Origin of the sequence: Paenibacillus sp. FSL W7-1279, from assembly GCF_037969845.1 — a bacterium.
GTDB lineage: Bacteria > Bacillota > Bacilli > Paenibacillales > Paenibacillaceae > Paenibacillus_AQ.
In genome coordinates this window covers 4917734-4941201 of record NZ_CP150215.1, presented here as the reverse complement: position 1 = coordinate 4941201, position 23468 = coordinate 4917734, and the positions used below count along the sequence as shown (strand labels likewise).

General features: G+C 48.6%; 30 protein-coding genes. 29 read left to right on the top strand and 1 reads right to left on the bottom strand.

Going from position 1 to position 23468, the window contains the following annotated elements; genetic code table 11:
• The first annotated feature begins 38 nt into the window (after window positions 1–38).
• The 23 genes from MKY82_RS22065 (at window position 39) to MKY82_RS21955 (ending at window position 19087) form a co-directional block, all read left to right on the top strand.
• Window positions 39–416: a hypothetical protein gene (locus tag MKY82_RS22065; protein ID WP_339294345.1), complete on the top strand. Its 378-nt coding sequence runs from the start codon at window positions 39–41 to the stop codon at window positions 414–416.
• 9 nt (window positions 417–425) lie between these two features.
• The gene (locus tag MKY82_RS22060; protein ID WP_339294344.1) at window positions 426–815 is read left to right on the top strand and encodes a hypothetical protein; all 390 of its coding nucleotides are present in this window, start codon (window positions 426–428) and stop codon (window positions 813–815) included.
• The gene (locus MKY82_RS22055) at window positions 812–1138 is read left to right on the top strand and encodes a hypothetical protein (protein ID WP_339294343.1); all 327 of its coding nucleotides are present in this window, start codon (window positions 812–814) and stop codon (window positions 1136–1138) included. The genes MKY82_RS22060 and MKY82_RS22055 overlap by 4 nt, the downstream gene beginning before the upstream one ends.
• Window positions 1125–1577, top strand: coding sequence for an HK97 gp10 family phage protein (locus tag MKY82_RS22050; RefSeq protein WP_339294342.1), 453 nt, complete (start codon window positions 1125–1127; stop codon window positions 1575–1577). The genes MKY82_RS22055 and MKY82_RS22050 overlap by 14 nt, the downstream gene beginning before the upstream one ends.
• A 2-nt stretch (window positions 1578–1579) precedes the next feature.
• Window positions 1580–1987 (top strand): minor capsid protein, encoded by a 408-nt coding sequence (locus tag MKY82_RS22045; RefSeq protein ID WP_339294341.1) that lies wholly within the window; start codon window positions 1580–1582, stop codon window positions 1985–1987.
• A gap of 2 nt (window positions 1988–1989) precedes the next feature.
• A complete protein-coding gene (locus MKY82_RS22040; protein WP_210094639.1) occupies window positions 1990–2541 on the top strand; it encodes a hypothetical protein in 552 nt (183 codons plus the stop codon).
• Window positions 2542–2619: 78 nt separating this feature from the next.
• Window positions 2620–3027, top strand: coding sequence for a hypothetical protein (locus MKY82_RS22035; protein WP_210094638.1), 408 nt, complete (start codon window positions 2620–2622; stop codon window positions 3025–3027).
• Window positions 3028–3047: 20 nt separating this feature from the next.
• Entirely contained in the window at window positions 3048–3329 is a 282-nt protein-coding gene (locus tag MKY82_RS22030; protein WP_339294340.1) for a hypothetical protein, read from the top strand.
• Window position 3330: 1 nt separating this feature from the next.
• The gene (locus tag MKY82_RS22025; protein ID WP_339294339.1) at window positions 3331–7821 is read left to right on the top strand and encodes a hypothetical protein; all 4491 of its coding nucleotides are present in this window, start codon (window positions 3331–3333) and stop codon (window positions 7819–7821) included.
• Window positions 7822–8358, top strand: coding sequence for a phage tail domain-containing protein (locus MKY82_RS22020; protein WP_339294338.1), 537 nt, complete (start codon window positions 7822–7824; stop codon window positions 8356–8358).
• A 7-nt stretch (window positions 8359–8365) separates the two neighbouring features.
• On the top strand, window positions 8366–8803 hold the full coding sequence (locus tag MKY82_RS22015) for a hypothetical protein (RefSeq protein WP_339294337.1): 438 nt from the start codon (window positions 8366–8368) through the stop codon (window positions 8801–8803).
• A gap of 13 nt (window positions 8804–8816) precedes the next feature.
• Entirely contained in the window at window positions 8817–11561 is a 2745-nt protein-coding gene (locus tag MKY82_RS22010) for a hypothetical protein (protein WP_339294336.1), read from the top strand.
• An 11-nt stretch (window positions 11562–11572) separates the two neighbouring features.
• Complete coding sequence (locus MKY82_RS22005; RefSeq protein ID WP_339294335.1) at window positions 11573–12340, top strand: hypothetical protein; 768 nt, start codon at window positions 11573–11575, stop codon at window positions 12338–12340.
• Window positions 12327–12470: an XkdX family protein gene (locus MKY82_RS22000; protein ID WP_007132826.1), complete on the top strand. Its 144-nt coding sequence runs from the start codon at window positions 12327–12329 to the stop codon at window positions 12468–12470. Before MKY82_RS22005 ends, MKY82_RS22000 begins: the two co-directional genes overlap by 14 nt.
• A 25-nt stretch (window positions 12471–12495) precedes the next feature.
• Window positions 12496–13014 (top strand): hypothetical protein, encoded by a 519-nt coding sequence (locus MKY82_RS21995; RefSeq protein WP_339294334.1) that lies wholly within the window; start codon window positions 12496–12498, stop codon window positions 13012–13014.
• A 12-nt stretch (window positions 13015–13026) separates the two neighbouring features.
• Complete coding sequence (locus tag MKY82_RS21990) at window positions 13027–15231, top strand: phage tail protein (RefSeq protein WP_339294333.1); 2205 nt, start codon at window positions 13027–13029, stop codon at window positions 15229–15231.
• 45 nt (window positions 15232–15276) lie between these two features.
• Complete coding sequence (locus MKY82_RS21985) at window positions 15277–15810, top strand: stalk domain-containing protein (RefSeq protein ID WP_144866281.1); 534 nt, start codon at window positions 15277–15279, stop codon at window positions 15808–15810.
• A 409-nt stretch (window positions 15811–16219) separates the two neighbouring features.
• A complete protein-coding gene (locus tag MKY82_RS21980; RefSeq protein ID WP_339294332.1) occupies window positions 16220–16414 on the top strand; it encodes a hypothetical protein in 195 nt (64 codons plus the stop codon).
• Between the two features lie 18 nt (window positions 16415–16432).
• Window positions 16433–16894 (top strand): phage holin family protein, encoded by a 462-nt coding sequence (locus MKY82_RS21975; protein ID WP_339294331.1) that lies wholly within the window; start codon window positions 16433–16435, stop codon window positions 16892–16894.
• Window positions 16839–17630, top strand: coding sequence for a peptidoglycan recognition family protein (locus MKY82_RS21970; protein WP_339294330.1), 792 nt, complete (start codon window positions 16839–16841; stop codon window positions 17628–17630). The genes MKY82_RS21975 and MKY82_RS21970 overlap by 56 nt, the downstream gene beginning before the upstream one ends.
• A 2-nt stretch (window positions 17631–17632) precedes the next feature.
• On the top strand, window positions 17633–17884 hold the full coding sequence (locus tag MKY82_RS21965) for a phage holin (RefSeq protein ID WP_339294329.1): 252 nt from the start codon (window positions 17633–17635) through the stop codon (window positions 17882–17884).
• Window positions 17885–17989: 105 nt separating this feature from the next.
• Window positions 17990–18172 carry a hypothetical protein gene (locus tag MKY82_RS21960; protein WP_339294328.1) on the top strand — a complete coding sequence of 61 codons (183 nt, stop codon included), beginning with the start codon at window positions 17990–17992 and terminating at the stop codon, window positions 18170–18172.
• Window positions 18173–18187: 15 nt separating this feature from the next.
• Window positions 18188–19087, top strand: a complete 900-nt coding sequence (locus MKY82_RS21955; RefSeq protein WP_339294327.1) for a DUF5677 domain-containing protein — start codon at window positions 18188–18190, stop codon at window positions 19085–19087.
• On the opposite strand, the gene MKY82_RS21950 is transcribed toward MKY82_RS21955, so the two are convergent.
• The gene (locus MKY82_RS21950) at window positions 19084–19953 is read right to left on the bottom strand and encodes an ATP-dependent DNA ligase (protein ID WP_339294326.1); all 870 of its coding nucleotides are present in this window, start codon (window positions 19951–19953) and stop codon (window positions 19084–19086) included. The genes MKY82_RS21955 and MKY82_RS21950 overlap by 4 nt on opposite strands.
• Window positions 19954–20186: 233 nt before the next feature.
• Here MKY82_RS21950 and MKY82_RS21945 point away from each other — a divergent pair, with 233 nt between their 5' ends.
• The 6 genes from MKY82_RS21945 (at window position 20187) to MKY82_RS21920 (ending at window position 23399) form a co-directional block, all read left to right on the top strand.
• Window positions 20187–20666, top strand: a complete 480-nt coding sequence (locus MKY82_RS21945; RefSeq protein WP_339294325.1) for a restriction endonuclease — start codon at window positions 20187–20189, stop codon at window positions 20664–20666.
• The gene (locus MKY82_RS21940; RefSeq protein WP_339294324.1) at window positions 20647–21156 is read left to right on the top strand and encodes a DUF4652 domain-containing protein; all 510 of its coding nucleotides are present in this window, start codon (window positions 20647–20649) and stop codon (window positions 21154–21156) included. Before MKY82_RS21945 ends, MKY82_RS21940 begins: the two co-directional genes overlap by 20 nt.
• A 187-nt stretch (window positions 21157–21343) precedes the next feature.
• A complete protein-coding gene (locus tag MKY82_RS21935; RefSeq protein ID WP_339294323.1) occupies window positions 21344–22051 on the top strand; it encodes a DUF3800 domain-containing protein in 708 nt (235 codons plus the stop codon).
• 2 nt (window positions 22052–22053) lie between these two features.
• Window positions 22054–22695, top strand: a complete 642-nt coding sequence (locus tag MKY82_RS21930; RefSeq protein WP_339294322.1) for a hypothetical protein — start codon at window positions 22054–22056, stop codon at window positions 22693–22695.
• Window positions 22696–22924: 229 nt separating this feature from the next.
• Window positions 22925–23131, top strand: a complete 207-nt coding sequence (locus tag MKY82_RS21925) for a hypothetical protein (protein ID WP_339294321.1) — start codon at window positions 22925–22927, stop codon at window positions 23129–23131.
• Window positions 23121–23399 carry a hypothetical protein gene (locus tag MKY82_RS21920; RefSeq protein WP_339294320.1) on the top strand — a complete coding sequence of 93 codons (279 nt, stop codon included), beginning with the start codon at window positions 23121–23123 and terminating at the stop codon, window positions 23397–23399. Before MKY82_RS21925 ends, MKY82_RS21920 begins: the two co-directional genes overlap by 11 nt.
• The last annotated feature ends 69 nt before the right edge of the window (window positions 23400–23468 follow it).

Below are 23468 nucleotides of genomic sequence, written 5' to 3'. Positions count from 1 at the left end.
CGAGGGCTCTTTTTCTTTTGATAAAAATAGGGGAAAGGGTGAAGTCAGTGGATTTGAAAATCACAGGAGTGGCGAAGTACAAGGGCGACTGGAAAAAGCCCGGTGATGAACTCCGCAAGGTCGAAGACGAAATCGGCAAGTCGCTTGTTTCGGCGGAGGTTGCCGTGGAGATAGATCCTCTTGACGGCGACGGCGACCAGGTGCTGCAGGAACTGCGAGAGCGGGCCAAAACGTTGGGCGTACAAAACGCCGGCCGTCTTGGTGAGGCCAAGCTGAAGGAAGGCATCGCCGAGAAGGAGGCTGAGCTCAAGCTCAAGGAGCTGCAGGAAAAAGCGTTTGAGCTTGGTATCGCGGATGCTTATGAAAAGGATGCTGCGACGCTCGCCAAAGAAATCGAAGCAGCCGAGCAGAAGTAGGTGATAGGTATGGATCCTCAAGAGGTTGGCGCCTGGATCTCGGCCAACATCCTGGATACAGAAGCCTGGGATCGAGCCACGGAGAAGAAGCAGTCTGTGGCTGTCGTTCAGGCTGAGCGGAATCTGGCTCGCTGGTATCCCGACATTAGCCCGATGGCCGTTTCGATCGTTGCGTTTCAAACGGTATGGGAGCTGCAGGGGATCGACCCAGCGCTCAAGTACCAGAAGCATAACGTCAAGACGGTGACGGATAATGGTGAGTCGATCAGCTACAAGGATGGTGAGCGTCCTGACGTTGCCCCAGACGTTCGCGCCTTGCTCGGGCCTACCGCAGACGAACTGGCCGAGGAGGCAGCCGAAGAAGCGTCCCAGCGGCAATATGGCGGTGCCTTGATATGAGCCTGTTTGGATACCCAGCCACGGTCACGCATTGGCACGTTGGAGGTAAAGACGACTGGGGCAGGCCGCAGCCGCCTACCAGTGCCGTCAAGGCGGCGAAGGTCGTCGAGGAGCAGCGTTTGATCCGGAATGCCCGCGGCGAGGAGATTATGATCGGATACGAAATCCATTTGGAAGGCCCGCAAGCCGTCACCTTCGACGATTATTTTGAATATGAGAATGAACTCGGCATGAAGATCCGCTGCAATGTCGCTCATTTTGAAGTCAGGAAGTATCTTGGTACCGACGACGTGAAGAAGGTGATTGTTTATGGCCGACCATAAATTGTTTAGCTTCAGCCTCGAGGGGATTGAGGCAATGGTCGATCGGTTGGAGCGGATGGAGGACGATTTGGATCGCCGCTTGGAGACCGTGCTGACCCGACTGGCCTTAAAAGTAATCCATGATGCGAAGCGACTGGCCCCGATCGATGAAGGCGATCTAGAGGCTGCTCTCGTCATAGGTGAGGTCAAGCGAGCGATTACGGGGATGTACATTGACATGGGGACAAGCCCTGAAGTCGATGGATACGCAGTGGTCCAGCATGAAGGCTTCCGTCGTACGAAGAGTGGAACGGTCGTGGAAATGAAGCCTGGCGAGAAGACAAGGAGCAAACCGTCTCATGGAGGTTATATGCCGGGGAAGAAGTTCCTGGAGAACGCCCTGAAGATGAATGAAGACATCATTCTGCAGGAGCTGAAGAGCGTCCTGGAGGGTGAATAAACATGCTCGCAAATGACTTGATTACGTATCTGACAGATGCCGGTTTTTCCGTATTTCCGGACCCTAACTTCATTCCGGCAGAACTGCCCGAAACCAAACTTCCCTGCCTGTTCATTTTCGGTACCGGAGGCTACGCTCCGCATGAGTATGTACCAACCGAGCGGCCGACCTTTCAGATTATTGTGAAGGGAAAGTCGTACAAAGCGTTGCCGGAAAACATGGCGGGCGCAGAGTCGCTTGCCAAGCAGCTGATCAAGCTGCTGCATCGACGGAGCAATTACATGGCCGGTAACGCGCATGTCTATTCCAGTACAGCCGTTCAGTCGAGTCCGATACCGCTCGGACTCGACGACCAGGACCGGCCGATGTATTCAACCAATTTTGTATTTTATGTTAAGGAGGAGCAATAACCATGAGTGATGTAAATCAGATTTACGCAGGCCCTGGTATTTTCGAATGGGGCGTGGGCGAAGACGGCTTGCTTGAACCCGACGGCATCGTCATCGATTTGACCCAAGGCGGCATCACGTTCGCCACGACGACAACCTATTTCGAGCCGACCACGGACCAGACTGGTACGGCTCCGGTCAAATCTATTTCGACGGGAACGACCGGGTCCATTGACTTTGAGACGCCAGACATGGACTTCGAAAAAGTCATCAAATACAACCCCAACTCTTCGAAGGTTGTTGACGCTACCGATCCGGATAAGGTTAAGTACCAGGTCACCGGATTAGCGGGCAAGGAACTTCCTCGTCGCCGCGCCGTGATCAAGCCGCAGGGGGTTTTGGATCCAGCACGGTATATTTATATTGAATCTGTTGGCATTAAATTCGACATGAACGCGGCCTTTGTCCTGGACAACAACCTGCGCTTGACCGTTTCGGCAATGGCTTACCCGTCGCTTACGGCAACGCCGAAAGGTCTGCTCTATACATGGGGCGACATTACAGCAACGGCATAATCGATTCTTACGCAAGGAGGGGGCTGATCATCAGGCCTTCTCCTTTTTTCTTATTTCCTGAGAGAGGAATGATCAAGGATGTTTAACCTTGGAAAAAAAGAGCACGTCATGCTTGGCAGCAAGCGGGTTATGATCCCCAAGTTAACCCGAAATCGACTTAAGAAGCTGACGGACCATATTGGTACCATTGGTGATTACCTCGTTAAGCTTTTCCTGACTCCCGAAAATGATCGAGCGGTGTTCATTGTGGCCGCCGCGGACGTTACCATAGATGAAATTTACGAATTGACTTCGCTCCTCAGTGATCTTCCCCTCGAGTACCTGGATGAGCATGCCGCCTTAGGGGAATGCACCGAGTTTCTCCGGCTGACTTGGGAAAAGAACGACATGAACGAAGCTCTAAAAAACTTGAACGGCCTGATTCCTCCGATAGCGCAGCAGTTCATTCAGAGCATCGTCAAGCGGATGGATCGGGCCGACGTTTAATTACCTACGATGATTTTGTTTTGCGCTGCTGCGCGGTGCTTGGAAAGACCCAGTACGAGGTCGAGAACGAGTACTATTTCGTCGACCTTCCTAAGATGCTGATTATGAAGGATCAGACCCGGGGGGAAGAACTGCTGATGCAGATAGACATCGTATCGTACCCTCATCTGGTAGACAAAAAGGCAAGGGAAACGATCGTTAAGCGGATCACCAGCATGCTGCCGAAGCCGCCGGCAGAGTCGCCAAAATCGGCGGAGGAACAATATCAAGCGCAGCTGGCGCGGATGAAGGGAGGCGTGTAGGATGGCTGTGGAGATCGGAGAACTGCGAGCTCGCATGACCGCGGAAGCACAGGGGCTCAAGGCCGAGATTAAAGCCGTGAAAAACGAGATTGCCGGGCTCGGTGATCAAGGGAAGAAGACGGCGACGGATATTAAAAGCATGGACACAGCTTTCAGTAAGATCGGCTCTTCTAAGGACCAAATCACCCGGCTCACGGCGGAACTGGATAATACCAACGCCAAAATTGATCTCCAGCGGAAAAAGCTCAGCGAGCTCAAAGAATCGTATGATAATACGTTTAACGAACAGCGGAAGAACAAGCTGCAGGAGCAGATCCTGAGCACGGAAGCGGCGCTATTGAAGCTGACCCAAAAATCAGACCAGACTGCGCAGAAAATATGGGATCTTGAAGATCAGGCGCAGAAGGCCGGGGATGGCTTGGAAGGATTGAATCAGGTCTTGAAAGAAATCGGTCTTAGCTCTGGCCAGATCGACAAGATCAATAAGGCCATCCAAAGCACCAATCCGGAATTGCTCGAGGAGCAATTAGAGCAGGTCCGGGAGCAGCTTCGCATGATCGGCCTGGATGCCAAGCATATCGATAAGATTGAACAGGAGCTGAAGGAAACGACCCGTGAAGCGAAAGAGACTCAGCGGGGGCTCGACGGTTTAGCAACCGGCTTAACATCCCTTGGAACTGGCATGACCACTATGAAGCTCGCACAGACCATGAAGGTATTGTCTGACGAGGCGCATAAGCTGGCACAATCTTACCAAGGACTAACAGAAGTGTCCAAGTCGCTTAATCTCGATACAGAGCAGTCGATCGGTCTGGCCGAGGAGCTGTCGGATCGCTGGGGACTGAGCCGAACGGCCATGGCGGATACCGTAAAGACGTACCTTACTGCCGGATTAACGCTAGAACAAACCAAGGAGATCATGACCGCCACCGCTGACGCTGCCGTATATAACCGGGAAGCGCATCTGACTTGGGACGAAGCGATCCGCCAGGTTGCCCAGGGGATTAAGATGGGGAACTCCGATCTGACCGACGCGGCAGGCATTACGACGAACCTGTCCGTGATGTATGACCGATATGCTAAATCCATTGGCACAACAGCGGCTAAGCTGACCGAGGCGCAGAAGATCCAAGCGGCTTACAACGGCATTATGCAGGAATCGGCGATGTTCGCCGGCAATGCGGACTCGGCTATGACCGGTTATACGGGAACGCAGGCTACCTTTAACCAAACGGTCGAAATGGCTCGGGTGGAGCTTGGTGAAGCATTTCTTCCGATTTTGGAACAGATCATGCAGAAGCTTACACCGATGATCAAGGAATTTGTGACGTGGGCCGAGGCAAATAAAGAGGTAGTTGCTGGCATCGCTGCCGGTTCGGTGACGGTATTGGGTCTGGTCACGGTTTTGGGAACCTTGACGGTCGCAATCGGGGCCGTTACGGCGGCGCTACGAGCTATGAACATCGCGATGGGGCCAGTTGGCTGGGTAGTAACGATATTGTCAGTGGCTGCCGCCGGCGTCGGGGCGTATAAATTGGCTGCTGATGCGGCAGCGGAGTCGGTTTTGACGTTTGCGCAGAACCAGGAAGAGTTGAACAAGAAGCTCGCCGAATCCCCGGCCAACCGAACGGCGGAAGATTTAAAGAAATTACAGAGTGATACGGAGACTCTGAATGCATTATTGGAAGAGCGGGCCAAAGCCCAGGAACGTCTGAACGAAGCTCAAAAGGCAATGCCGACAGACGTTGCTGCCGGAACCCGAATCAGCATCCCTCCCGAAACGATCAAAGAGATGAATGAGGCGAGGAAGGCGCTGGAGGAAATCGACAAGCAGCTCCGAGATATGGATTTCAGCAATGCGGAAGAAGCCGCTGAGGCCCTTAAAAAAATGAGGGAACAAGCAGAGAAATCAACGCCGGCCCTTCTTGATATGGCCAAGGCAGAAATGCAGGATGTTGCGGCCAAGAACAGCAAAATCCTTGAGATGGAGAAAACGCTGAAGCGTTACAAGGAACTGGATGCGGTGCAGAAGGTGGACGAAGCTCAGAAACAGGAGCTTGTGGCGATCACCAACACGCTGAAGAAACAGTATCCAGGCTTACATGCTCTTATGGATGAGGAGGGGAGGATCCGGATCACCAATGTGGATCTGGTCTCTCAACAGATCGACATTGAGAAGAATCTCGTATCGGCCTCCGTTGAGAGCGCCAAGGCGCAGATCTCCAATCTGAAGGAGACTGCTGCTGCTCAAAAGGCAGCTGTCGAAGCGCAAATCAAGAACTACCAGGCTCTTGCCCGGGTGATGAGTTCGATCTCTGGCAAAGCCCTGGATATTGGGATGACCGAAGGTAAGAGCTCTCTCACTCGGGTCGGTGGGATGCTTGGGGGCATCGTGGCCGCCGGCGTACAAGCTCAAGCGAATGCGGCTGCAGCGAAGATGGCGGAGGAGCAAAATAAATACGCTAACGCTGAGCTGGAGGCTGAGCGGGCGCTGAATAATTTGACCACCGGAAACCTGGACGCTTTCGCCTACAAACCGCCGAATTATGGAGGCGGCGGAGAGGCCGATGACGATAAAAAGAAAAAGAAGAAGGAGAAGAAATCGAAAGAGAAAGAAGGCAAGTCAGCAGCCGAGCTTGCGAAGGAACAACGTCAGGCTGCTTTTGACGCGGCGATGTCCACGGCAAGGTACAACGCGGAATTTTACGATCAGACAGCCGAGCAGCAGCTCAAGGCCCTCAAGAAAATCCAAGCGAATCATAAACAGCATTTGAAGGAAACCATTGAGGATCAGCGTGAGCTTAACCTGCAGATGAAACGCCTGCAGGAGGATAGCGCCAAGTCGAATTATGAAGCGTCGGCCACTTGGATCGATCGCCAAGAGCGCAAGATGGAGGAATCGTATAAAAGCGAGGTCCAAATTGCGCAGATGAAGGTAGATACCTGGACGAAAGTCCGTGATCGCTACAAGAAAGACAGCGAGTTTTATAAGTCAGCCGACGAGGAGTTATATCGAGCCCGGAAAGAATTGGCCAAAGCACAGTACGAGGCTTCCTCGGAATGGATTAGCAAAGAAGAACGACGCATGCAGGATTCCTATAAGACCGAGGTGCAGATTGCACAGATGAAAGTCGATTCGTGGACTCGGGTTAGGGACCGGTATAAAAAGGGCAGTGAAGAGTACAAGAAAGCTGATGAGGAGCTGTATCGCGCTCGGAAGGAGCTTTGGCAAGCCCAATTCGCTAACTCGGAGGAATGGATCGCGAAGGAAGAGCGTCGGATGGAAGAGGCCGGAAAAACGGAAAAAGAGATCGAGCAGATGAAGCTGGCTGCTTGGACTCGAGTCCGAGATCGGTACAATAAAAACTCGGAAGAGTACAAACGTGCAGATGAGGAAGTTTACAGGGCGCGAAAAGCGCTGATGCAGGACCTCAAGAAAGAGACGGACGACTTTTTCAATGCACAAAAGAAAAGTCTGGATGATTCATTGAGAGCCGAGCTAGATGCGATCGAAAAGCGCAAGAAGGCCTATGTCGATGCTCAGAATGAGAAGATTAAGGCAATCGACGACTTGATCGCAAAGGAGCAGGAGCTCAATGTCGACGAGGACTATGAGACTGAACTTGCCAAGAAGTTAGCCCGTCAGCAGGAATTGAGCACCGCTGTATCCCCCGAGGGGAGAAAAGCGCTCGCTGACATTACCGAGGAAATCGAGCGGATGCAGCTAGAGCGTAGCCGGGAGCTCCGCAAGCGAGACTTGGAAGACCAGAAACAGAAGCTGGTGGATGAGAAGGGCGAGCGGGAGAAAGCTTTCGACGACGAAAGGCAGGAAACCGAGGCTCGATATGAAGCGCTGAAGAATGCTTTCGAGAATCACCAGAATGACGTGCAATTTATCGAGAATGCGATCAAGGATTTTCGGATCGGTGCCAATGAATCAGCCAACCAGCAGATCCTTGCAGACCTCGATCAGTTCGTTTCGGAGTATAATGCCAAACTGTCCCGGATGGCCGAGGTTTCTGGTCAAAGTAAGACGAGCCAGGCCGAACTGGACCTACAGGAATACAATGCGAATAAGGATGCCTGGGCCGCAGCCAAGGCGCGCGGGGATACGGCGGAAATGGCGCGTCTTACTGCTCGAAACGAGGAACTCCGGCAGTTGTACGGCATTAATAAGGATACCGGCAAGCTGCAGACTTTCAAAGAAGGAGGAGTTGTGCAGGGACGCCGCGGGGAGGCGGTACCGGTAATCGCCCATGCTGGCGAGATGTACTTGAACCCGGAACAACAAAACACGCTTTGGAAGTTGGTCAGCGGGCAGGCTGCAGCGCCGATGGCCAGTAAATCCGAACCCGTGGTCATGCAGACGGTCAATCACATCGATATGTCGATCGAAAGAGTTGAGGTGCAGGATCCAACGGATGCAGAGATCCTTTACACCGAACGCGAGCGGACTTACCGACGTCTCGCCATGACAGGGGGTGGGAAATAGATGGATGTATCCGTGAATGGAGAGTGGATTTCCGAGACGGGGGCGGTGCTGGTCCGCCGGAGTATCCCCGGCCTGCCGGAAGCGACGGAGAACACCGTGGAGATCGCCGAGCGGGACGGTGAGGTTGATTTTGGAAGCAAGTATGGAGCCCGGCCAATTGGCCTGGCTTTTTTTATTACCGGCGACTATGACACCACGGTTTCGCTGCTAATGCGACAATTCAACACCCGGCGCGGCGTTCTGGACCTCGTATTCTCCGATCGGCCGGGCAAGCATTATTTCGCTCAGTACCGCGGCACGATGAGCTGGGATGAGTCGACCGGGAACCGGGTCATCGATATTCCGCTGAAAATGTACGATCCGTTCCCGGAGAGCGACGAGCGGATCACGGAATTGACCATCACTCAGTCGCCCCAGGTTGTAAATGTTCAGTCGATCGGGGATGAGCGGGCTAGCCCTGTTATTGTACTGACCAACATCGGAATGACCACGCTGCATAGCTTTAAGATTCGAAACGAATACCTCATGGAAGGATGAATGATGCATGAACATGTCCAATTATTTGGCCACAGCTTTGCTGAACCAGGTATTCCGGAACACTGCGTACGCCCGGCCGGCCAAGGTCTATTTGGCTCTATACACCAGCAACCCGACGGCAGCTGATACTGGCCAAGAGGTTTCTGGTGGAGGGTACGTCCGCCAAGAAATTACGTTCGGCGCGCCGACCATAGAGACATACAACATCTATCACCCGACGACTGGTCAACGGGTTACGGTGTTGAAGCCGACCATGAAAAACAGCGCTGACGTCGTCATGCCGACGGCCACAGCGGACTGGGGGCAGGTATCCCACATCGGGATCCGGGATGCGGCGACCGGCGGGAACCTGCTCTACTTCGGAGCATTGGAGACACCGCGCAGCATTTTGACTAACGACATCTATAAGATGCTGACCGGTCAAATTGTGCTGACATTGGCGTAAGGAGGGTGTTGTGATGAAGACAATGTATCCGGCGCAAGTCAATAGCCCGGGGACCGAGCTGGCTGCCGCGATCGATGCGACACAGGATACGATCCAGGTCGTGGACGGCTCGGTTCTTCCGGATGCCCCAAACCTACTCACTATTGGGACAGATGAAGCTGCCGAGACGATCCTGTATACCGAAAAGACCGGGGATGAGCTCAGCGGAGTAACCAGGGGATTTCAAGGGACTGCCCAGTCCTGGGCCATGGGAACGAAGGTGGCTCGTTATTTTACCGCATATGATCACGACGCCGCGATCGGTAACATTAGTGAGCTTTCCGCCGGCTTGAACGCGCTTGGCGATGAGACCAAGGACCGGTTCGATATCGAACAGCGCGAGGACGTCGTTCTAAACGCTGGGATGCAGATCCTCAACGCACAGCGTAACGCTGCCTTTTCCTTAGGCGGAATCAAGGGGCGGACGTTGGTGAATCTGCTGGGGCGTAATGGTGGTATGGAGAGTTTAACAGGTATCGGTCTAAGCAACGCAACAGCAGCGCTGGACTCTACGAACAAGACGCAAGGGATTAATGGGTTAAGAGTCACCACGACGGTATCCTCCGCTACTAACAGCGGGATAGCGTATATCCCTATATCGGGATTAAAGGTCGACGGATACTATGTCCTAATTGCAGACGTCAAGAACGGAAATGCGAAAGAGTTATTTGCGGGATGGGGTGGAGCAATTACAGGCAGTTATGCCGGACCTGTTACTGCAAAAGATAAATTTACAACTATCTGGAGAAAGAACAGGCCCAATTCGTCGTCGGGAAATATTGACTTAGCCGTATTGGGTGACGTCAATACTTACGGTTATTACGATGCCGTACGCGTATACGAAATCAGCGCAACCGAATACGCCGCACTCGACACCATGACGCCAGAACAAGTCGCCGCCAAGTATCCATACGTCGACAGCGTTCAGCCTGTGCGGAATCCGTATGCGATCCGGTACGGGGAAAATCTGCTGCCGCCGTTTTATGAGTGGGAAACGACAACCGGGGCTAGCGATGCGCCTTATGCCCATACTATAACGGCTACCTCTTCAACATCAGTTAGCGCTGTCTACAAGATGAAGCCAGTTGTCGGCCAATCGTACACATATTCAATCGGGTCGAGGGGCGGCGGCCGGATCGGGTTAGACTTTAGAGACGCGGGAGGTAACATCCTCCTCTCGTCTGGTTGGGTAGACCAAGATTTGATAACGCTTGAAGCGCCTACTGGCAGCGAAATTATGCAGATATTCGTGTCGAGCGGTGGACAGATCGGAACGTTCACTTTTAAGAACCCGATGCTGAACATCGGCACCGGTGCCAAACCGTTCGAACCACGGGAGGACTCTATGCTAGCGTTACAAACGGACTTATACGCAGATCCGCTGACAGGTTCGAATGCTGACGATGTGTTCGAGAAGGATGGGCAGTATTTTAAGCTGGCGAAGTGGAAGGGAAACGCATTAGATGGTGCATTGACGTATGTAGTTCTTAACAACTATACCGGGTTTAAACGTGTGGCTGTTCCGGTCGGACAACTGCCTTTACCGCTAACCCCACAAAAGTATTGGGCTACTAAGTATCAAGGAAGTTTACTGAGTCTGATTGATACGTCGACGAGGGTAGATGCAGTGGACTATTCAGATACTCATGGCTGGTTGTTGTCTATCTCCAACGCAGACAGCGGATGGGGCGACAACTACACGCCGACAGCCGACGAGATTAAGGCGTATTTTATGGGATACAAGATGTATCCTGCTGGCGGAAGTGGTAGCGCTATTTACACGGGTTCGGGAACAAAAGCGTGGGTATACCGTACACCTTCAGGTTTAGATGGTTGGCAGGATGTTGGAACTACATTACCAACAAGTCCTGCTCCCATCAACGCATATTGGCAACCATATCAACTCGTATACCAACTCGCCACGCCAACGGTCGAACCTATCGTTTCCGAAGGCATGCTGACGTTTAACGAAGGCGATAATCAGGTAGAGGTTGGAACGGGAATTGTAGTTCGGGAGGCGATAAGGCTTTATGACGGCGAGCAGCCGGGATACGGAGCTTATTACTATACGAATCATGCGACAATAGGCGGTGGGTCGAAGTGGAAATATAAGCCGATGAAGGTCTTATCGTTTTATCGAAACAGTTTAGCGGACGGTAGTTTTGATCCGCCGCCGCCTGGCTCCGATCCGTGGTACCGTATTAAGAAAAGTCTATACGACTCATCAGCAACCTATTCCGTCACGTACCTTATGCTGGACAATTCACCAATAGTACCATTCACCGGATCGTACGCAATCAATGAAAAGGCGATGCTCCAGGAGTTGACTGAAACCGTGCAGCAGAATGCGACCGCTGTTTCAGTGCTGATGAATAAAAAGGCGGATAAAGATCAAACCATTGCCTGGATTACGCCGACATTGCTTAATGGGTGGACATCCTTTGGAAGCAATACAGTCCAATACCGCAAAGATGCTATTGGGAATGTGCATATCCAAGGTATGGCTGGCGGTGGAGCTGGCGAGCAGCCTATGTTTATACTTCCAGTAGGATTCCGGCCTAAGAGAACACGGCAATGCGTATCAATCGCAGTTAAGGATGGGGTCGTTTCAGCCCCAACTTACGAAATAGCAGCTGATGGCAAAGTCATCCCTTACGGTACGATTGCTCCAACTTGGATGACTCTTGATACAATAACACCATTTCCAGCCGAACGGTAAAGGAGGATCACATGAAAGCCGTACCTAAAGTGAATACAGACGGCCTCTATTTAGAGGATACGTTAGTGGACGATGCCTTTTCCGGTGTCGTCCCTTTTTATGCGGAGATTGTGCCGCAGCCGCCCACCAATCCGGACGAAGACGCGCAGCCCGAAGAACCACAACCGGAGATCGCCGGTTACATCGTCGGCGTGCCGATTACGCCCGGTCTATTCCGACCGCGCTTCGATATTTCAGCGTGGGAAACCTACCAGGACGAGCTGCAGGCCGCGGAATCGGCTTATCGCGAAGCCTACGAGGAATGGCAAGCGCAGCCGGAGGACGAACGCGGAGAGCCGCCGGTGTACGTACCTCCAGAGATGCCGACTCTCTGGATCGAAGGTTTAACACTTGAAGAGATCGAAGAGATCACACGGCCGCAGCCCCAGGAGCCGACTGAGCTGGAATTGCTTTCGGAGGAAGTCGAGGTAATCCGGCAGCAAACGGCCCAGCAGCAGGAAGCAATTGATTCGTCCGGAATGGAACTGGCCGAAGTAAAGGCATCAAACGCCGAACAGCAGCAGACGATCGGAACCATAGGGACTGAGCAGATAAAACTAGATCTTTCGACGCTTGATCTAAAGCAGCAAAACGCTGTTCTAGGCGCTGAACTTGTAAAAAAGGATATCGCTATCCTTGATTTGCAGTCGCAAAATCAGGCGCTAGGTCAAATGCTGGCCGCGCTTGAATTGAAACTATTAGCCAACGGAACAGGGGGAGAATCGAATGTTCAACAGTGATTTTGAAAGATTGTCTTACTACTACGAGAAAAAATGGGTGTCGGACGTGCAGCTTCGACTCTACGTCCAGTTCGGCGTTATTTCAGCGTCGGAGTTTAAGGTGATCACCGGGAAGGAATACAAGGCTTAATTCCTGACCTGAGAGGAGATGGAGCATGTTCGGAGGACCATTTAACTGGCTGCCATTTAACCGTCCCGTAACCATGTTTGTATTCGGCCGGGCCGTCCTCAGCGGTTGCGCCGAGCTTGTGGCTGCATCGACGATCGAGCTGGCAGGCCAGGCCATTCTGGCCGGCGAGGGCGGTCTGGAGGCTGACTTTATCCGGGAGATCTCCTTTGCCGCTCAGATGGATGCGGATAGCGGTATGTCTGTGGATTTTATCCGGGAGCGTCTGCAGTCCGCCATTATGCACGGCATTTCCTCCCTGCAGGGCAAGGCAAGCCGGTACCATGTCGACGAGATTGAATTCACCGGACCGTTCGTTCCCGGAGATATTATCGTGATCGACAGTGAGAAATTTAAGATTACGCGGAACGGGGAAAACGTCTCCCATTTATATAACGGGGATTTCTTTGACCTTAATTTGGGAACGAACAATCTCACCTGGACTGATCCGGCGAGCGGGCGGACGATCCTCTTCCGGATCACTCACCGCGACAAGTTTTTGTATTAGGGAGGTGATATATTGCCTAATCCAACACTGCAGGTTTTTGACAAGAACCTGAAGCGTACCGGCACGCTGATTGATGCATATGGTATCGAACGACGCAGACGGCTCAATTCTGATTATGAGCTGTCTTTTTTAGTCCCTATGACCAGCGAGGACTATCTCGAAAAGATCCAGATCAAGGGCCATGTCCGGGATGACCGCGGGCAATATTACGTGATCAATACCCGGCAGCGGCAGCGGGATAAGAAGAAGCTGACAGCGCAGATCACATGCACGCATGTCATGTTCAAGCTGAATGATTACAAGGTGCCGTATGACGAATACATCGATGAAGCTTACGGGATCCACATCTCGACGCTGCTGAACAAGATCAGCGCGTGGACCGGAGGCCGTTTTACGTTCCAGGTACATGACACTTTCGACCTTTGGGATATCAAAGACTTCGGCAGAACGACTGCGCTAGCCGCGCTTAACCAGGTCGTGAACCTGTATGGAGCAGAGATCCGTCCGGACAACTTTGTGATTCATATCTTTAAAAAAATCGGATCCCAGACGGACAGGTACGAGTACCGAACGAAAAAGAACATCATTTCCGACTCGTTCAAAGACGACGGCACCGGCCTTGTGACCCGTATGTATGCCCAGATGAAAGACGGCCGGACTTGGGTCGGAATGTCTGCAGATAACCTGACGGCGGAGGAGAGGAGCCTGCTGCAATCTGTCCCGGGAGCTATCCAGAACGGGAAGGTCATGGTCAACTACTTGCTTTCTCCGTACGTCAATTACTGGGGCAGCGACAGCGTCCCGTTTTTCGACGGGGAGAACATTCAGCAGGACATCGAGGATCCCGTGGAGCTGCTGAAGTCTACCCGGGAAGAACTGAGAAAGAAGGAGATGCCGGAGCTTGAGGTGACAGTGACCGCTGCGGATCTCTACAAGATCGACCGGGAGGAACATCCGCCGGACCTTGGAGACGCAGCCACTGTATATGATCCGCAAATGGGTCTGCGGCGGATTGCCGTCCGGATCGTGGAGCTGACGGAGTATCCATATTCCAACGATCAGCATTCGCGGGTGACCCTGGCCAACTTTGCGTTGAAGGACGACATCGATCTGCTCGCCGACCTGGAGAGGTCCCGGAAGGTGATGGACAATCTACTATCCGGCGGCCGGATCCGGACGGAGGTGTTCGAAGTTGCAGCGAAACAGGCGATCGTTGACATTAACAATAGCAAGACAGAGCTGATTTACCCGCCTGAAGGCGGCATTCTTGCCCAAGAGAAGACGAACCCTTTGGAGCAGGTCCGCCTTACATCGAAGGGGCTTGGAATCTCCACGGACGGCTGGCGAACGGTTCGGTCAGCGATTACTGCCCGTGGAGTCGTTGCCGAGACGATAGTCGGCCAACTAGGCAGCTTCGTATCGATGCTGATCGGCAGCGGGAATAACGTCACCCAGATTAACACGAACGGGATTGCCGCGGGGCATGCGAACTTCGGTAGCGCTCCGTTTCGCGTCGACATGCAGGGTAATGTGGTGGCCAACCGCTTGACGGCAAACTCGGCAAACATCTACTCCTCGAATTTCATGAATGGTGCCATTGTTGGCTCTTCCATTAATGTTGGGAACGGTATGTTTACAGTAAGCTCTGGTGGTCATATGGTCGCGCAGAGTGGGGAGTTCAGAGGGAGAATATCTGCATCGACTATTGATGGAGGAACCATAAACGGCTCCACTATAATCGGTGCTTCGATAAAAACGGCTTTATCGGGCGAAAGAATCGAATTAGACCCGTATGGTTTTGTTTTTTACGATATTTATAATGCTAGACGTGTAACCCTCGGAACCAATCCTTCAGCGAATATTTCAGGGCATACTTACTACAACTCATACAGCCAGTCGCAAGGTCTCGTCTATGCCATTGATAATGAACTCCACGTGATCGGGAATAATGGATTGCGAATCGGAACCAACTTCGGCACAACCTATCTACAGGGTTCTGTGCATTTTACAAATGGATCGTCTGTCTCGGGTTTAAGTATAGGTATAGGACAAATATCTGGGCTTCAGTCCGAACTATACTCATTGCAATCACAAATTACTTCTTTGCGCAATGCGTTCAACGCACATAATCATACAGTGTACCTCCCGAGCCACAATCACGGTAACCCACAGAACCAGAACTGGGGTGACAGAACGTTTACGACGTCTACTCCGTAGTGCTACTATGAAGAGGATAATTATTCCTACGGAGGTATTTGCAAAATGAAAAAATGGGCTTATGTACTTGGCGGCGTAGTAATAGGAGCACTGATTGCTACGTCAGGCAATGCAATTGCAGCGCAAGTAAAGAGTTTAGTAGGCCAGAAAGTAACTGGTGAGTACAAGGTTGTCGTAAACGGTAAAGAGCTTCAGGATAAGGGGGCTGTGATTAGTGGAAGAACCAATGCACCTGTCCGTGCTATTTCCGAATCTTTAGGGGCTGATCTTAAAGTGGATAATAAAACTAAGACCATTACGATTACTACAAATGAAACACATTCAGAGGGGAGTGGAAACACAGTTACCGAAGTGGAAGATACTCAAGCGTCGTCATTAATTAAGCATAAAGAATTTTTGGAGACAGAGATCGAACGCCTAACAATATCTAAAGAATATCATGAAGATCAGTACGAGAAATCAGAGGGTCTTCCAAAAGAGATATTTAAGCAGGCGTTAGATGGTATAGTCCAACAATTATCAGAAAGAACCGAAGAGTTAAAGGAAGTAGACGCACAACTAGCAACACTAAATAAATGATTTACTGGGGTCTCATCAGATTATGGTGAGGCTCTTTTGTTATTCCATTAGCTGCCTCATCATACATTGAGGTATAGACCGCAATGTGCTAAGATAACAATAGAAATAAGGAACCGGTAGCCGCCGGTTCCCTGTACAACACTTGGGTGGGAAACCCCCGAGATTTGAGGAAAATAACCCGTCCCCTGGCTGCTAACCTGGGCGGGTTATTTTCGTTTATTCAGGTAAGTGAGCAATGCAAGGATAAACATCCCGAACATTAGCACTTCTGAGAACGAAAATTTCATGCGCATCACCTCCGATCTGGAGGCGATACTTTCCCACCCAAGTTCAGTTGTACAAGCCAAATTATAACATGAGTCTGCGATATCCGCAGGCTCTTTTATTTTGTCTTGAAAGGAGGTGCCCTATGGCAAGGATGACAAAGGTGGAACTGCTTATCGATCTGACGACCCCGGTGGAAGAAATAGCTGCAGTAATAAACATCATGCTTCAAGCATATCCGGACAAGCAGCTCGAAATCTTACAAGCGGTTGATCATGATATCGACGAGGCTCTCGCCATGTTGCAAGCGTCCGATGAAGATGAGAAAGAAAAAGGGTAGAGAGGCAGGGGGATGGCCATGAGTGAGAAATTTTACGGGGGATTTGCAGCATTTTTCGGAGCCGTAACAGGCTACTTCTTCGGGGGGTGGACGGTAGCGATGAATGCACTGCTGGTACTGGTTATCATCGATTTTGTGACCGGCTGGGCCGTTGCCTGGATGCGTGGAGAGCTTCGGTCAATGAAAGGTTACATTGGAATCGCCAAAAAGGTAGGGATATTCCTACTGGTTACGGTGGCACATTTGATCGACAGCGTCTTAGGGGATATGCACTATCTCCGGGATGCTGTCGTTTTCTTTTATATCATAAACGAGCTGCTGAGCATCATCGAAAATTACGGGAAGATGGGGTTCAAAGTTCCTGACGCCTTAATCAGAGCTGTGGCTGTATTGGAAGAAAAAGCAGGAGGGGAGGTCAAAGGAGATGAAGCTCGTCGATCTTCGGGGGAAGCTCCCGATCCACAAGACAAAGCGGTATAAAACGCGCCGGTTAACCGATATTCGTTCGATCGCGATTCATCACTCGTTGACCTTAACCGGATCACCTGAAGCCTTCGCAAATTATCACGTCAGCACGAACGGCTGGCCAGGGATTGCCTATGCCTTCGTGGTCCAGCGTGACGGCACAGTATACAAGTGCTGGGATCCAGAGATTGTCACGTATCACGTAGGCAACAGCAATAAGCACTCCCTGGGTATCTGTTTGGTCGGAGACTTCCGGAGTCAGCAGCCAACGGCGCAGCAGTACCAGGCAACGATTGAGCTTGTTCGACAACTCCGCAAAGTGATTCCAACAGCGCAGCAGGTTAAGGGCCACAGCGAGTATCCGGGGTATAGCTGGAAAGCTTGTCCGGTGATCAACATGAATACATTCCGCGATGATTTGGATCAAATACGAGAAAGGGATGAGGGTATGAATGCATCAGAAAAAGCCGCATTTGAATCGCTGGAGCGGAAAGTGGCCAGTCTGGAGAACAGCAAAAACGTATTGAAAAAAGGGCTTCAGGAACAAGGGGCCACTATCAAAAAGCAGTCAGCTCGCATTGCTGAGCTTGAGCGGCTGCATTACATGGAGGTCCCTTCCTGGGCTAAGACGGCGGTGAACGAAGCGCTGGCAGCCGGCTTGATTGATACGCCGAGCGGCAGCAGCTACGACTTCTATCGACTCATTGCCGTGCTTTATCGTGCCGGCATGATTAAGAAGGGAGACGTTTAATTATGAGCAATAGCAAGTGGAGAAATTACGGTATGTGGGTGTCGTTGGTATCAGCGATTTTGCTGGCTGTACAAGCATTCGGGGTAATTTTCAATTTCCAGATCGCTCCGGAAAAGTACGATGAAATCATGACTGCTGTAAATGCGTTGCTGGGTGTATTGGTCGTGCTCGGCATTGTTTCAAACCCTAAAGAAGGAATAGGGTATATGGACGAGAATACAAAGAGTCAAAACAATAAGACAAGGTTCCTCTAATTGAAGACCCTGCTGGCCTTTTACGAGCTGGCAGGGTCTTTTTTTGCGTTTAAAACCCACAAAAGGCAAGCGCCTTATGGTAATATCTAGGTTATGGGACGATTTATGAAGCCGCTGACTGCGGACATACATTTTTATACCGCTATGCTCGATCAGAAGCCGGTTGCCGTATTTATTGGGGACGAGCTGGTCGGTTGTGGTCGGATAGAGGAGATTACGGAGAATAGTATCAAGGTTGGAGGAGCTCGGTATCTTCGTCAGAGCTGTACGTTTAAATTTGCGGACTAATGTCCAGGAGGTTAAATGGAGAGAATAATTAATCGAGTTATCGAAAACGAAGAATATCGGAAATTACTAGATGAAATCAGCGATGCAATTGATCGATGTGTTGATTACGGAGACACTGTATTTAACATTCTTGGCAAATACCCAAGGGACGAGTATGTGGATGCCTCTCTGGCCCTGCTTCTTAGGGATTTCCTTGAATTTTTGGACGGCATCTCTGTTCTTATTAGAAATAGTTGCATTGAGGCTGCAATTCCAGTACTACGTTCCATGTTTGAGCACTATCTGGCTATACTCTTTATCCTAGAAAAACATCAATCAAATCGCGCCACCGCATATCAAGTCGCTCACATACGGTCTAGGCTCAAAGTTTACAAGAAATTTAGCTCAGGTGAAGTCGGACAATTGACTAAGATGTTAGATAATAGTGAGTATAATTTCCCTTTGCCCGATATCGATACCTCAGAAGATATAGAACGCCTTGAGCACTTACTCTTAAAGGGGAAGTATAAAATAATTAATGATGAGTGGGAGAATACTCGCATGAAGTACGGAAAAAAACAAGTTAATTGGTATTCTCTGTATAATGGACCTAAAACCTTTTTTGATTTTGCCGCCTACTTAAATAAGGAAGTTGACTATGAGTTTCTCTACAGAACATGGTCAGCAAAATCACACGCTAACGCTGCATTCAATAGTGCAATAGAAACAGGTGGGTTTAAAATGCTCCGTCACCCTGAGTCATTGAAAACAGTAAGTACATGGGCGTTCACTTGGACTTTTACATTATTTCAAGAAATTCTAGAATATTATAAAAAAAGAAAAGCAGTAAACTTCGCCTACTTCTATTTTAAGGTTCGAAGCACGTATCTTAAGGTATCTAATGGACGGGAACTGGTCAAAATAAAATACGATTAGATGACAAAATCACAAAACACCGGACTCCGAAGCAAGCCTGACCTCGTCCAGTTCCGCATTTTCACTCGCGCCCGGATCCGCGGTTCTACATACACGAAACTGCGGTCCTCCCCGGTAATAAGCGGCTTTACAACGTTATAAAACGCCTTTTTGTGCGTAGGACTTGCGCCTAGCTCGATAATACCGGCTGGGCGCATTTTTGCGTTATCGTAAATGCTCGCGAGCCACCCGAATTCCTCTTTCCGATATCCAGTTATAAAAACGTCCGCGTACGACCAGTTAATCACCTTTCGCCAATTATCCGATCGCCGTCCCGTTTCATATACGCTATTCTTCCGCTTACCTACTACGCCCTCCATGCCGCGAGCTTCGATCTGCTCGAATAGCGCCTCCCCTGCGCCTTCAACATAAGGAACAAAACCGAAGCTTCCGGACGGCAGCGGGATCTGCGCTAGGATTTCTTTGCGTTCCATCAGCGGCAATCTACGAAAGTCCCGGCCGTTATACTGCAGTACGTCGAAAATGACGTAGGTGGCCGGTTGCCTAACGGCTAATGCCGCAATCTTATCGGCTTTCTTCGCTTGGAATCGCGTCATAACCGCCTCAAAATCCGAGTTGCCGGTCACTGGATCGACGCATGCAATCTCGCCGTCTAAAACGATATCGTGAGGAAATAAGGCGCCGGTTGAGCCGTTAATCTCCGGGTACTGGCGCGTACAGTCGTTGATATGACGCGTGTATAGGCGGACGATGCCGTTCTGTTGCGAAAATATCAAGCGATGGCCGTCGATCTTCGGCTCAAAAATAAAACGCGAGTCCGAGAACGGGCCAGGTGCTGTTGCAAGTAACGTCGGTTCAATAAACATAAAAACACCCCTTAACCGAATTATAGCGCTTTGCTATGAGGTAAAGGGGCGGTAAGTAATGGTATGCGGAAAGGGTCACTCTAAAGTCTTCCTGGTCAGCAAATTACTGTGTCCTGCTAGTTATTGCTGGTGGGTCCTTTTTCATAGTTATACTTCCTTTGTCCTTTGACTACCTCTTCACCACAAGTGTAATATAAAGACAAAGCCTAATAAGGTAAGGAGAACATTTGGAAATGATCAATTGGAAAAAAATTAATGCTCGTTATTTTGAAAAATTCATTTACCATATGTTAGGGTTCGAAGGGTTTCGGAATATAGATTGGTATGGTCGGGGAGGCGGAGATCAAGGCAGAGATGTAACTTGTACTACATACGAAGAATTACCATTCGGGTTAGGTTATGAACGAAAATGGGTTTTTCAGTGTAAAAAATGGTCCAGAATGCCTTCCCAAGGCGATATCTATAATGAATGTGCTAAGGCCAAAATTCATAATCCCGATTTTTGGGTTATGGCAATCCCGGTTGATGCTTCTGCAAATATGATTGACTATTTTAAGAATCTTGGAGAATCCTTTGGTTTTAAAGTAGTATTGATTCCACTTGTGAAACTGGAAGAAATGTTATATAAATACCCGGATTTATTGCAAGTATTGGAAACGGGAGAATTACCAAATGTGGGGGGAGTGAATGAATATGCTAAATCTGGAATATGACTATGATGAGAAAATTATATACTCAGTAGATAAGGATGGAGAGAAAAGAATTGTATCCAATGACTTTCCATCAGAACCCAAGCTTTCTCCAAACAAAAAATTTGCAGTATATATTTCGCCTCTTGAATGGGAGTGCTATGGAAGTGTTTATTTATACGATTTAACCACTGGCGCTAAAGAGTTACTCGTATCTCCGGACGAAGAAAGAAGGAATATACCGAAAGATGTGGCCTGGATAGATGATAATACATTAGCTATAATTATTGGTTTTGGGGACGGGACAATACAGATTGGTGGGAATGTGTACTTGTATTTTTTGGACAAGAATCAAATGAAGCGAATTACTTATCATGATACAAGCATTCAACTGACGAAACTTATATTTGATGGAAAGAATCTAAAGGCAGAAGGTATATTTTATATTGATGACCAACTGAATAAGTTTAAGGAATATAGTGAGATCGTTGATATTCAGAATTATCTTGGTTAATCCTATGGATTAAAAAACTGCTGGCTTATGCTGGTGGTTTTTTTGTTGAGATTGGAATGAGACGTAATGAATATCATACATATTACTGATGATTTTATTTGGAAAATGATGTGATTTTATTTAAAAGAATAGTATAATATAGAGCAATAGGCCTAAATTACCATTGAAATTTGAGAGGGTTTTAGTAATGTTTAATATTTACTGCGATGAAAGCTGTCATTTAGAGAATGATATATCTGACGTTATGGTCCTTGGGGCTATTACTTGCCCCTCAGAGCTGAAGGATAAATTTTTTAATGATATTAGAGATATTAAGTTAGAACACGGAGTCAGCACATGGAATGAACTAAAATGGACAAAAGTGTCTCCAGCCAAATTAGCAGTCTATAAAGCTTTGGTTAAGTATTTCTTTGATAACCCGGCACTTAAATTCCGCGCCATAGTCGCTAAGGAAAAATCTTTGTTAGACCATTCGGTTTATAATAATGGTGATTATAATAACTGGTATTATAAGATATATTACAGGTTATTAAATCCAATTACAAAGAATGGCCAATTTAGAATCTTTATAGACATTAAAGATACTTGTGGGGGTCAAAAGGTAAGAAAGCTACAGGAAGTATTGTCCAATAGTAAATGGGATTTTGGTAACGAAATCATCAAGGATATTAAACAGATTCGATCGCATGAATCAGAACTGATGCAAATTACCGATATTTTTATCGGTGCATTGTCTTTTTATCATAGGGGCTTATTTTATAGCAAAGGAAGTAGTTCTGCAAAGAATGAGCTAATCGATTACATTCAGACTTTATATCCAATTAATTTTAATGTAATTTCAAGTTTAAGCGAAAAAAAATTCAATATTTTTATATGGAATCCAAGGAGGGCATAACTATGCATTCGAGTAAACTCCCTCCTCCATTACCGATCGGTGAAGATTTTGATTCAACATTAGATAGTTTTTATGAAGTTTTTAAAAATGGCTTTATGAATAAACAGGCTCGCCCCAAGTTGTTCGGAAAATTTATATATGTAAATTGTAATAACTGGATTAATTATAAATCCGAGGCTTTTTGGCACCTTGTGGCCTTTGATGAGGGGGAGTCTGACTCGTTTAACATACTTCCGTGTAATAATGATATTGCAGGACAAAAATGTCCTGATAATTGCATTAACAAGGTTTTCAGCATCGAACTCAGCGATAAAAGGCGTGATATTTGCTTTTATAGAGGTGCAAGGTTAAATTGGATAAACGAAGTTTTAGAGCTGGCAAATAAACGGGATCGGAATATTCAACTCTGGAGGAAAAAGGAATATAACAAGAGATCAAAGCAAGTGGATGAGAAGACATACATTCGCTTTAAACATGAGACAGCAGATTATTTGATAGTTCTCGCTGAAAAACAAGACAAGCACGGTAAGCTAATTAATTATCACTTTGTAACGGCGTTTCCCATTTTTTATTTGAACAAAAAAAGGACTTATGATGAAGATTATGCAAATTTCAATGTTGGAGAAACAGTTGGTGAAAAATAAAAACCGGTAATCGCTATGCGAAAACCGGATTCTCCTTCTACATCTAGGTAGATGAGCTAAATATAGCTTAACCTTATTATTAATTTTTGTCAATTGGCAATTGTGTAAAATTCCCAATATAGTTAAGGATGAAAAGCCACTGAGTAAATAAAAGTGGCTTTTTTTTACATTGATAAAAAAACATACGTTCGCATATAATACAAACAAGTGTTCTATTTCGGAGGTGTACATGATGAGAAATTACATTGGCGAGGTTATTGAGCTCATCTACGTGGATCGTAAAGGAAAGATCACACAGCGTAAGATAAGGCTGCAGGGGATCCGAAATAACTTGATTCGTGCGACTTGTTTAAATACCAATCAGCCAAGAGTTTTCAGAATGGATAATGTCTTATCCTGGGGGCTGGCAAAGGGGGCTGGAAAAGATGCTTCCTGATTTAGAACGAAAGATTCTTAGGGTCTTGTACAATTTTGCAAGCCAACACCATAAAATGCCCACTATGCACGGATTAGAAATCATGACTGGACGAAAGAGTCAGCAAATAAAGAACGCGTTATTAATGCTGGAAAAAGAAAGGTACATTGATTGGGAAGACAAGTCCAGCCTAGAAACCATTAGGATAATAGAAGGCTGGGAACGGGGGACGGAAGCAAATAAACGACCTGCACCAAAGGTGAGTGCACAGTATTGGACGGAGTACTAGTAAACTGAGTGTTGAAAATCATAAAGAAACCCGACATTTCTCAACGAAAGTCGGGTTTCTCTGTTTTTG

Excerpts from the sequence above, each read along its gene's own strand:
- MKY82_RS21955 (WP_339294327.1), top strand. The coding sequence starts at position 18,188 with ATGGAGAGAATAATTAATCGAGTTATCGAAAACGAAGAATATCGGAAA.
- MKY82_RS22015 (WP_339294337.1), top strand. The coding sequence starts at position 8,366 with ATGAACATGTCCAATTATTTGGCCACAGCTTTGCTGAACCAGGTATTC.
- MKY82_RS22005 (WP_339294335.1), top strand. The coding sequence starts at position 11,573 with ATGAAAGCCGTACCTAAAGTGAATACAGACGGCCTCTATTTAGAGGAT.
- MKY82_RS21965 (WP_339294329.1), top strand. The coding sequence starts at position 17,633 with ATGAGCAATAGCAAGTGGAGAAATTACGGTATGTGGGTGTCGTTGGTA.
- MKY82_RS22020 (WP_339294338.1), top strand. The coding sequence starts at position 7,822 with ATGGATGTATCCGTGAATGGAGAGTGGATTTCCGAGACGGGGGCGGTG.
- MKY82_RS22010 (WP_339294336.1), top strand. The coding sequence starts at position 8,817 with ATGAAGACAATGTATCCGGCGCAAGTCAATAGCCCGGGGACCGAGCTG.
- MKY82_RS22000 (WP_007132826.1), top strand. The coding sequence starts at position 12,327 with ATGTTCAACAGTGATTTTGAAAGATTGTCTTACTACTACGAGAAAAAA.
- MKY82_RS22035 (WP_210094638.1), top strand. The coding sequence starts at position 2,620 with ATGTTTAACCTTGGAAAAAAAGAGCACGTCATGCTTGGCAGCAAGCGG.
- MKY82_RS21920 (WP_339294320.1), top strand. The coding sequence starts at position 23,121 with ATGCTTCCTGATTTAGAACGAAAGATTCTTAGGGTCTTGTACAATTTT.
- MKY82_RS21940 (WP_339294324.1), top strand. The coding sequence starts at position 20,647 with ATGCTAAATCTGGAATATGACTATGATGAGAAAATTATATACTCAGTA.
- MKY82_RS21925 (WP_339294321.1), top strand. The coding sequence starts at position 22,925 with ATGATGAGAAATTACATTGGCGAGGTTATTGAGCTCATCTACGTGGAT.
- MKY82_RS22040 (WP_210094639.1), top strand. The coding sequence starts at position 1,990 with ATGAGTGATGTAAATCAGATTTACGCAGGCCCTGGTATTTTCGAATGG.
- MKY82_RS21930 (WP_339294322.1), top strand. The coding sequence starts at position 22,054 with ATGCATTCGAGTAAACTCCCTCCTCCATTACCGATCGGTGAAGATTTT.
- MKY82_RS21945 (WP_339294325.1), top strand. The coding sequence starts at position 20,187 with ATGATCAATTGGAAAAAAATTAATGCTCGTTATTTTGAAAAATTCATT.
- MKY82_RS21985 (WP_144866281.1), top strand. The coding sequence starts at position 15,277 with ATGAAAAAATGGGCTTATGTACTTGGCGGCGTAGTAATAGGAGCACTG.
- MKY82_RS22050 (WP_339294342.1), top strand. The coding sequence starts at position 1,125 with ATGGCCGACCATAAATTGTTTAGCTTCAGCCTCGAGGGGATTGAGGCA.
- MKY82_RS22045 (WP_339294341.1), top strand. The coding sequence starts at position 1,580 with ATGCTCGCAAATGACTTGATTACGTATCTGACAGATGCCGGTTTTTCC.
- MKY82_RS21980 (WP_339294332.1), top strand. The coding sequence starts at position 16,220 with ATGGCAAGGATGACAAAGGTGGAACTGCTTATCGATCTGACGACCCCG.
- MKY82_RS21960 (WP_339294328.1), top strand. The coding sequence starts at position 17,990 with ATGAAGCCGCTGACTGCGGACATACATTTTTATACCGCTATGCTCGAT.
- MKY82_RS22060 (WP_339294344.1), top strand. The coding sequence starts at position 426 with ATGGATCCTCAAGAGGTTGGCGCCTGGATCTCGGCCAACATCCTGGAT.
- MKY82_RS21950 (WP_339294326.1), bottom strand. The coding sequence starts at position 19,953 with ATGTTTATTGAACCGACGTTACTTGCAACAGCACCTGGCCCGTTCTCG.
- MKY82_RS22055 (WP_339294343.1), top strand. The coding sequence starts at position 812 with ATGAGCCTGTTTGGATACCCAGCCACGGTCACGCATTGGCACGTTGGA.
- MKY82_RS21995 (WP_339294334.1), top strand. The coding sequence starts at position 12,496 with ATGTTCGGAGGACCATTTAACTGGCTGCCATTTAACCGTCCCGTAACC.
- MKY82_RS22025 (WP_339294339.1), top strand. The coding sequence starts at position 3,331 with ATGGCTGTGGAGATCGGAGAACTGCGAGCTCGCATGACCGCGGAAGCA.
- MKY82_RS21935 (WP_339294323.1), top strand. The coding sequence starts at position 21,344 with ATGTTTAATATTTACTGCGATGAAAGCTGTCATTTAGAGAATGATATA.
- MKY82_RS21970 (WP_339294330.1), top strand. The coding sequence starts at position 16,839 with ATGAAGCTCGTCGATCTTCGGGGGAAGCTCCCGATCCACAAGACAAAG.
- MKY82_RS21975 (WP_339294331.1), top strand. The coding sequence starts at position 16,433 with ATGAGTGAGAAATTTTACGGGGGATTTGCAGCATTTTTCGGAGCCGTA.